Annotated in this window: 2 protein-coding genes; one reads left to right on the top strand and one right to left on the bottom strand. The window is 46.9% G+C overall.

Annotation, left to right across the window (positions count from 1 at the left end; genetic code table 11):
* On the bottom strand, window positions 1–586 hold a 586-nt coding region (locus FJZ26_06090; protein MBM3229976.1), incomplete at its 3' end, for a winged helix-turn-helix transcriptional regulator.
* A 244-nt stretch (window positions 587–830) separates the two neighbouring features.
* Between FJZ26_06090 and FJZ26_06095 the strand changes: the two genes are divergently transcribed.
* A partial coding sequence (locus FJZ26_06095) for a TIGR00270 family protein (protein ID MBM3229977.1) occupies window positions 831–1,240 on the top strand: 410 nt, incomplete at its 3' end.

Here is a 1,240-nt window from a genome sequence, read left to right on the forward strand (position 1 = left end):
ACCATAGGGCAATACTGCTGACTGGCCAAGCAAATATAGGAGTGGCTGCTGCTTGCTGTGCCACTGCCTGCTGTGCCACTGCCTGCTGTGCCACTGCCTGCGTCACAAGTGATGATGCCTGGGCAGAGTCTGCTGCTGCCCTTGCCATTTCTGGCATGGCTGCCTTTTGCGTGAGTGAAATGCTGCCTTGCTTAAACCCCGTGAATATGCTGACTGCGAATGTCGCTGCGAGAGTTATGACTGACACTGGCAGGAGCTTCTTCAGCCTGTCCATTAATTTCGGGCTTGCCTCCTCCGGCGCTATGATTATCAGCTTATTTGCCAGCTTGTAATGCAAAACTTCCTTGCCTTTTACGCTGTAATGAAATTCCTCTGCAACAACAAGCTTGTTTTCAACAAGGTGCTGGAGATTGTAGTGCACGGTCGAGATTGGCATGCCAAGCATGCTGCTGAGCTCGGTCTCTGTTGCCTCATTTTTCGAGAGAAAGTCGAGGATCTTCCTGCAGGTTTCATTGCTTATGACCTGTGCAAGCCTCTTTGCCTTGCTTTCCTTCAGGGAAACCAGCATAAATGACTCTTCTGCCATGCAAATCTACAAGTTGCCTGTATTTTTAAACATGACTATGCCTTCCATTTGGATTGAAGCTTTGCACAGCGCTACTGGTTTTGCCGAGGATTGGGAATTGAATGCATGGCAAGCTTAATTTGATTTTGAAGGGGATTTTGAATAAATACATAGCAAGGTATAAAAATGCAAAGCCATTTGCAGAAATGACGAAGATAATACACTGAGTAAATTTCATGGAAATATACCTTTCTGGGGTGTGAGCATGGCTTGCGAAATGTGCGGTTCCAAGGCAGGGCTTTTCAGGGCAATAGTCGAAGACACTGAGATGCGTGTCTGCCGGGACTGCTGCAGGTTTGGAAAAGTGCTTGGCGAAATAAGGCAGGGGCCGAAAAGGCAACCATCGCAAAAGGCTGCGGGTGCAGCAAATGCCTCGATTGCAGCAGCAAATGCCGGCAGAAATGAGCCTGTTGAGCTGATAGTTGAGAATTTCAACGAGATAATCAGGAAAAAAAGAGAGCAGATGGGCCTTACTCAGAAGGATTTTGCAATGCTTGTTGCGGAAAGGGAATCGGTTGTTCATAAAATTGAAACAGGAGTTCATGAGCCTGACATTAAGCTTGCAAGAAAACTGGAGAAGATGCTCAGGATAAAACTCGTTGAAAAGTATGAGGA

The organism is Candidatus Parvarchaeota archaeon (assembly GCA_016866895.1).
GTDB lineage: Archaea > Micrarchaeota > Micrarchaeia > Anstonellales > VGKX01 > VGKX01.